This is a genomic window from Vagococcus allomyrinae (genome assembly GCF_017829975.1).
Taxonomy (GTDB): Bacteria; Bacillota; Bacilli; order Lactobacillales; family Vagococcaceae; genus Vagococcus_D; species Vagococcus_D allomyrinae.
The window spans coordinates 1-6,517 of record NZ_JAEEGA010000038.1 but is presented as its reverse complement, the minus strand read 5'-3'; the positions used below and the strand labels follow the sequence as shown (position 1 = coordinate 6,517).

Below are 6,517 nucleotides of genomic sequence, written 5' to 3'. Positions count from 1 at the left end.
TTTTCCTCTCTGGATGGGTTTTCGACGACTTCATTCTATCGGAAATAATCATATGTTTCTATTTTTTTGCCTTAAAATAGGTGTGAATGATTTTTTCTCATCCACACCATAAATTATACAGCCTTAAAAAACAGCTCATCCTATCTATGGAAGAGCTGTTTTTTTATAAAAAGAAGACGCTGCTTTAGTCACCGTGGTAAACGGCTTCGACGTTATAACCATCCAAGTCATAAACAAATGCGCCGTAATAATTAGGATGATACTGGGGACGTAAACCAGGAGCGCCATTGTCAGTTCCACCAGCGGCTAGGGCAGCTTGATAAAAAGCGTCGACGGCTGTTTGAGAAGGAGCTTTAAAGGCGATGTGAATCGGAGCCGGTTCTTTTTCTACTAACCAAAGGCTACTACCAGTGCCGTCGTTTTTACCAAAACAGACAGTGACATCAAAATCGTGTTGTAGGCCACCTGCGAGCGGGGCTAAGACAGCTTGATAAAAGGCTTTACTTTGTTCTAAATTACTGACATTAATACCAAAATGATCGATCATTGTAAAACACATCCTTTATCTTTTAATAAACCAAGTATACGAATGTTTGTTCGTGTAGTCAAGGGGGGCGTGTGAGAATGTTAGTTTTTTAAGATGAGAGCCATCAGTTAAGAATATCAGAAATAAAAAACGCCTGTGGAATTTACTTTCCATCAGACGTTTTTAGTTAGTTAAGTCGTTTCCAAATGACAGGCTCGCTTGGCTGAGTATCGTTGGTGGCATTTAAATTAGGAACTAGTAACGTATTTGAATCAACGAGTTCCAAATCCATGTTTGGTTTTTGGCCAAGGTTATACAATGTAAAGGCTGGCTTAGTAATTTTGACATGTTTGGCTGGGTAAACGAGATAATCTTCACCTGTTTGAATGATGGTGAGATCTTCTTTTGTCGATTTAATTGTCATGGGAGCGGTTTGCTTAGTATCAGTTTCCTGAACCCAGTTGCCGTTTAATTGCGTCACAAATGTTTCTTGGTCTGCTGTAAAGTACTGGTCTTTTTCTGGGATCGCCTCGATAATTTTATTGCCAACTGACCCTCCCACAGCCATTAAGACGATATTTCCTAAGTAACCGACGAGTATTAATCCGACAATTACAGCGATTGCAATCAGCGTTTTTTTCATGAGTCTTGCCTCCTTGGCTTCTGGTCTATTTTTTAATAGAATGAGATTGACGTTGAGTCACCTCACTGAGTATAACAAAAAAAGAACGGCTTTGATAATTTACTGCCCCAGTTTATGAAGGAAATCCTTTTTGGGAAAAGGGAAAGTTTAATTTGCCTACTCCTTGTGACAAAACTTTACATTAAAGTTCTACCATCAGGATGGCGGACTTGTTATACTAGTTTTATAGAGAGTGGGTGACGGTGTGTTAATAAAGGGAAATTGGGAAGAGTCTATTTATTGTCGATTAACGGAACTAATTGATAAGTATCAACATCAACAGCAATACGTCGTATTTGATTGGGATAACACCTGTATTATCAATGATATTGGTGAGGCGGTCTTTAATTATCAGCTCCGAGAGTTAGCATTTGATTTGACCCCTGAAGAACTAGGGGAAACCTTAGTTAAGGGGATTCCGGCTGAGCCCTTTAATGCTAAGTGGGCTAATGCAGAAGGGCAGGTTCTAAATGCTGTAGTGCTGGCAGCTGATATCGTGTCGAGCTATCAGGCCCTGTATCAAGTAGGACCTCCTGAGGAAGATTGGTTAGTGAGGGCCAAAGAGACCCTGGCATATCAGGAATTTATTGCTAAATTTCGCTTTTTGTATGATGCCATTGGCGATTCTTTTTCGGCCGATATCAGTTATCCTTGGGTTACTTATTTCTTAGGTGGGAAGACGGCGGAGGAGATTCACTATTTGGTGAGAAAAACCTTAAAAACAGAGTTAGTGGCGAGCTTGGCCTACGAGACTTGGAGCAGTCCTCGAGATTATGTTAGTCAAAGCGGGAGTGTTAGCATTCAGTTCAAAAGAGGGATCCGCCTCATTCCGGAAATTCAGCAGTTAATGAGAACCTTTAGTGAGAAGGGCATAAAGGTCTATATTGTCTCAGCCTCAAATCGAGAGGTGATCTTACCATTTGCAACTAGCGACAAATTTGGCTATGGCTTGCCTGAAAGTCAAATTTATGGGATGCGTTTAAAGGAACAAGGGGGCAAGATGTTGCCGGAGCTAGCTACTGGGGTTGCTCAAACTCAAGGTGTAGGAAAAACGGCGACCATCAAAGAGTCTATTGAAGTAATGCATCAACATCGGGGGCCGATTCTAGTAGCTGGTGACAGTGATGGGGATGTTGCCATGTTATCTGATTTTTCTGATACGGAGATTGCCTTGATCATCAATCGTCATAAAGCTGGGAAGATTGGGAGTCTTGTAGAATCGGCAGTGGCGACGTCGACAACAGAAGGTCAACGTTTCTTTGTCCAAGGGCGAGATGAAGTCATGGGGGAGTATCGTAAAGCCTCAGGTTCGATCTTGTTAATGCCATAAAAAAGAAGTGTCCGACTTAGGCTTAAGTCAGGCACTTCTTTTTTTACTGACGGCGTCTATAAAGGATGAGGCTAGTTGCTAGAACTAGGACGATGCCACCGGCCAAGCCGTACTTGGCAATTGTTTCGCCAGTTTGGGGCAGTTTGTCACGATCGTTTTTGACCTTTTCAGCTTTATTTTGGACGTTCGTCAATTTTTCAGGTTCGGTCTCATTTTTTGAAACGTCATTTGCCGTCACATCAAAGTTGATGATGTCGCTGTAATTGCCTTTTAAATCTAGGACAATGATTTGAATCTGGTTGGGTTTTGCGTCATATTGACGGGCGACGATCCCGTCTTCGTGAGTGTAGATTTCAGCAGTTCCTTTGTCAATATCCGCAGTGACGTAAGCCACGCAGCTGGGATCAGTTTTAAAAGAAAGCAAATTTTTCTCTGAGTCAAACTTGATATCTGTTACTTTGATTGTCGCTTCATTGTTTTTTGTCAAAAAACTATAGCTGTATTTGATGGTCTCATCTTGATTGGTTACAAGCAAGAAATTGACCGTTGTTAAGCCGGCCTGATCCATGGCCGGTGGTCCGTCAATAAAAGAGATACTTTTTAGCTTAAATGCTTCAATTGCTTCAATCACTGATTTAAAATCTTCAGCGGTAACAGGTGTCCCTTTGGTAAATTTACCATAACTGGAGTCGTCATGTCCGGCTAAAGAGCGAATGGTAGTTTCGCTAATAGTGGTTGTGTCAGTCGTGGCTGTCGTCGAGCTGTCAGAATTGGTCGATTCGCTGGACGTGTCGCTGGTTGAATCGCTAGTTGAAGCAGACGTTGACGAGCTACTGGTTTCTTCGATTAAAGTTGCTTGACTGGAGCTGCTCGTGTCATCAGCAAAAGAGGTTACGGAAGACCAGCATAAGGTGGTAATGAGGCCGACTGTCAGAATCAGTATTTTGTTCATAGGAGTCATTCCCCTTTCTTCCAAGGTTTTAATATGTCGGTAACCTTGTTGTAACAATTGTAACATGTTTGCCTGAAATTACAACTAAAATAATCGGCAGAGGTTGTATCTTAAGTTTTACCTAACCTTTAGTTGAAAAAAAACGGCTGACGAGAGGTTTTTAGTAGCAATCTAACTTATTTTAGGTTAGTATGTCTAATAACAGCGATTTGCTAATTCAAGTAAGGAGATGGATGACATGGGAATTAATCGTTTATCAGCCATTTTTCCTCGATCAATTGTTGGGTGTTAAGGCTTCGACAGATAGTTTAAAAAGGGACTTACTCACAATCAGACATGGAGGAAACTAAAATGACTAAAATTGTAAATTCAGTAGTAGAATTAATTGGCAGTACCCCTATCGTGAAATTGAATCGCCTAGTGCCTGCTGGCAGTGCCGATGTTTATGTTAAACTAGAGTTTTTTAATCCTGGTGGGAGTGTCAAAGATCGAATTGCCTTAGCCATGATCGAAGCAGCAGAAAAAGAGGGCCAACTAAAGGCTGGTTATACCATCGTGGAACCAACGAGTGGAAATACTGGGGTAGGGTTAGCCATGGTCGCATCAGCGAAGGGCTATAAAACGATCATTGTGATGCCTGATACGATGAGTGTCGAACGTCAAAAAATTATGAAAGCTTACGGCGCGGAACTAGTATTGACTCCTGGAGCTCAAGGAATGAAAGGGGCAATTGCTAAAGCGACAGAACTAGCAGACCAAGCTCACTTTTTTATGCCGTTACAGTTTGATAATCCGGCGAATGCTCGAATTCATGAAGAAACAACCGGGCAAGAAATAGTGGCGGCTTTTGCTGATTCGCCTTTAGATGCGTTTGTTGCAGGTGTTGGGACTGGTGGGACTGTGACTGGCGTCAGTCATGTCTTAAAAGCGGCTCATCCTGAAACAAAGATCTATGCGGTTGAACCGGAAGAGTCTCAAGTGCTGCAAGGAAAAGAACACCATCCTCATAAAATTCAAGGAATTGGCGCAGGGTTTGTCCCCAAGGTTTTAGATACGTCAGCTTATGATCAGGTGATTGCAGTTTCCAGTGAGGATGCGATTTTAACGGGGCGCTTAGTCGCGGAAAATGAAGGCCTGTTAGTTGGGATTTCAGCTGGTGCGGCCATTAAAGTCGCCTTGGACATTGCCAAAGAATTAGGGACTGGAAAAAAAGTATTGGCGGTTGTCCCTGATAATGGTGAACGTTATTTATCAACTGCTTTATACGAAAACTAAGTCATTTTCTTTCATAAGTATGGTAAACTATAAAGAATAGAGCTTGTGCTCTGTTCTTTTTTTGTCGTACTGGCATAGTAAAACTAATCCAGTATCGAAGAAATTCTGGGAGGGGAACGTATGCTTGAATTGCGACCGATTACTGAATCTGAATTAGCCGCTTTATGGCAGATTAGTTACAAGGAGGAGCAGCCAGCCTGGGTTAGGTACGATGCCCCGTTTCTGCATGATTATCACCCTTTAACATTGGAACGATTTGAATTAACCGAAAGCGACTTTTTTCTTTCCGCACAAGTAAACGGCGTATATATAGAAGGAAAGATTTGTGGGGCGGTCAATTATTACTGGATTGATGAGGCTACCCGCTGGTTGGAAGTCGGCATTGCCATCTTTGATGAAGCCAACTGGGGCAAGGGCTATGCTACAGTAGCCCTCTCTTTATGGGTTGATCGGATTTTTCAGCAGGAACCACTTATTCATCGCATTGGCTTGACCACCTGGTCGGGGAATCCCGGGATGGCTAAGGTCGCCCAGAAGCTTAACTTTCAATTGGAGGGGCGGTTGCGGGCTGTTCGCTATTATCAAGGAATCTACTATGATGCCTTGCATTTCGGTTGTCTGCGGACAGAATGGCATCCCCTAACAGTTAAGAATCATTGTTAGTTAGGAATAGTTCCTTGAAATAAGTCGAAAAAAATAGTATGATAGTAGTAATAATAGGAAATGGAGGGAATGCTATGGCTCATTCAAAAGTAGAAGAAGCGATTAATCAATTGAAAGCATCCGATATTCGGATCACCCCACAACGCTATGCTATTTTAGAATATTTAATTGAAAGTCACACCCATCCAACTGCCGATGAGATTTACAAATCATTAGTTGTACGCTTTCCAAGTATGAGTGTGGCAACTGTTTATAACAATTTGCGTTTATTTACTAAAATAGGATTTGTCCAAGAAATGGCTTATGGCGATGCCTCAAGCCGCTTTGATTTTAGTTCTCAACGACATTATCATGCTATTTGCGAAAGCTGTGGCAAGATTGTTGACACGTACTATCCAGGTCTTGAAGATGTAGAGGCTGCCACGGAGCAATTGACAGGATTTAAGATCAATGAGCATCGGATGGAACTTTACGGTATTTGTCCTGATTGTCAAAGTAAAATGTCCTAACAGCTTATCATTAATTGTGTCGCCCCTTCTTTTGTCAAAAAGGAAGGGGCTTTTTTATGCCGAACAGTCGGGTGTTTTTGTGGTATCGTTGGTTGAAGGGACTGCCCAGTCATTCAGAAAAAAGATTGACTCTTTCGTTATTCAAGCTACTCTTGGGGATTCTGGGGAGTCTGCTTAATTAGTCAGATCAACAAGCTGATAATCAAAATGAAGGTGTTATTTTAAAATCGCTGCTTAAATGCGAATGGGAGGAAGAAAGGAGAGCCAAATAATCGAAAGAGTAACAGTGGGGAAAGCGTGAGGATTACGAAGGAAAAAGATCTTTTCTAAGGGATTATTCGCATTTGCATTTTTTTGTCAAAAAACTGATAATAATAGTTGCAATTTCCTCTGAGACTTGGTATATTATTACATGTCGCTGAGATGTGACTAACGAGAAAAACCGCATAAAACTTTTTTAAAAAAGTTGTTGACAACGTCAACTAACTTATGTTATTCTAATTGAGTTGCTGATGAAGAGCTAAACCACTTCAACAAGCTGAAAAAAACTTTTGAAAAATAATTAAAAAAGTTGTTGACA

The 6,517-nt window shown here is 41.4% G+C and carries 7 protein-coding genes; 4 read left to right on the top strand and 3 right to left on the bottom strand.

Translation table 11 applies throughout. From position 1 onward, the window contains the following. Positions 1-184: 184 nt before the first annotated feature. Both I6N95_RS26835 and I6N95_RS26830 read right to left on the bottom strand, forming a co-directional pair. The gene (locus I6N95_RS26835) at positions 185-547 is read right to left on the bottom strand and encodes a VOC family protein (protein WP_209533244.1); all 363 of its coding nucleotides are present in this window, start codon (positions 545-547) and stop codon (positions 185-187) included. A gap of 166 nt (positions 548-713) precedes the next feature. Beyond that, positions 714-1,169: a hypothetical protein gene (locus I6N95_RS26830; RefSeq protein WP_209533243.1), complete on the bottom strand. Its 456-nt coding sequence runs from the start codon at positions 1,167-1,169 to the stop codon at positions 714-716. A 244-nt stretch (positions 1,170-1,413) separates the two neighbouring features. On the opposite strand from I6N95_RS26830, the gene I6N95_RS26825 reads away from it, so the two are divergent. Then, positions 1,414-2,538: an HAD family hydrolase gene (locus tag I6N95_RS26825; protein WP_209533242.1), complete on the top strand. Its 1,125-nt coding sequence runs from the start codon at positions 1,414-1,416 to the stop codon at positions 2,536-2,538. 43 nt (positions 2,539-2,581) lie between these two features. Here the strand turns inward: I6N95_RS26825 and I6N95_RS26820 are convergent, their stop codons facing one another. Beyond that, positions 2,582-3,490 carry an LPXTG cell wall anchor domain-containing protein gene (locus I6N95_RS26820; protein ID WP_209533240.1) on the bottom strand — a complete coding sequence of 303 codons (909 nt, stop codon included), beginning with the start codon at positions 3,488-3,490 and terminating at the stop codon, positions 2,582-2,584. A gap of 351 nt (positions 3,491-3,841) precedes the next feature. On the opposite strand from I6N95_RS26820, the gene cysK reads away from it, so the two are divergent. The 3 genes from cysK (at position 3,842) to I6N95_RS26805 (ending at position 5,937) form a co-directional block, all read left to right on the top strand. Then, positions 3,842-4,765 (top strand): cysteine synthase A, encoded by a 924-nt coding sequence (gene cysK, locus I6N95_RS26815; RefSeq protein WP_209533238.1) that lies wholly within the window; start codon positions 3,842-3,844, stop codon positions 4,763-4,765. A gap of 120 nt (positions 4,766-4,885) precedes the next feature. Beyond that, complete coding sequence (locus I6N95_RS26810; protein ID WP_209533236.1) at positions 4,886-5,428, top strand: GNAT family N-acetyltransferase; 543 nt, start codon at positions 4,886-4,888, stop codon at positions 5,426-5,428. A gap of 74 nt (positions 5,429-5,502) precedes the next feature. Then, positions 5,503-5,937, top strand: coding sequence for a Fur family transcriptional regulator (locus I6N95_RS26805; protein WP_209533233.1), 435 nt, complete (start codon positions 5,503-5,505; stop codon positions 5,935-5,937). Positions 5,938-6,517 lie beyond the last annotated feature (580 nt).

Coding starts and splice junctions, on each gene's coding strand:
- I6N95_RS26835 (WP_209533244.1), bottom strand. CDS start 547: ATGATCGATCATTTTGGTATTAATGTCAGTAATTTAGAACAAAGTAAA.
- I6N95_RS26830 (WP_209533243.1), bottom strand. CDS start 1,169: ATGAAAAAAACGCTGATTGCAATCGCTGTAATTGTCGGATTAATACTC.
- I6N95_RS26820 (WP_209533240.1), bottom strand. CDS start 3,490: ATGAACAAAATACTGATTCTGACAGTCGGCCTCATTACCACCTTATGC.
- cysK (WP_209533238.1), top strand. CDS start 3,842: ATGACTAAAATTGTAAATTCAGTAGTAGAATTAATTGGCAGTACCCCT.
- I6N95_RS26810 (WP_209533236.1), top strand. CDS start 4,886: ATGCTTGAATTGCGACCGATTACTGAATCTGAATTAGCCGCTTTATGG.
- I6N95_RS26805 (WP_209533233.1), top strand. CDS start 5,503: ATGGCTCATTCAAAAGTAGAAGAAGCGATTAATCAATTGAAAGCATCC.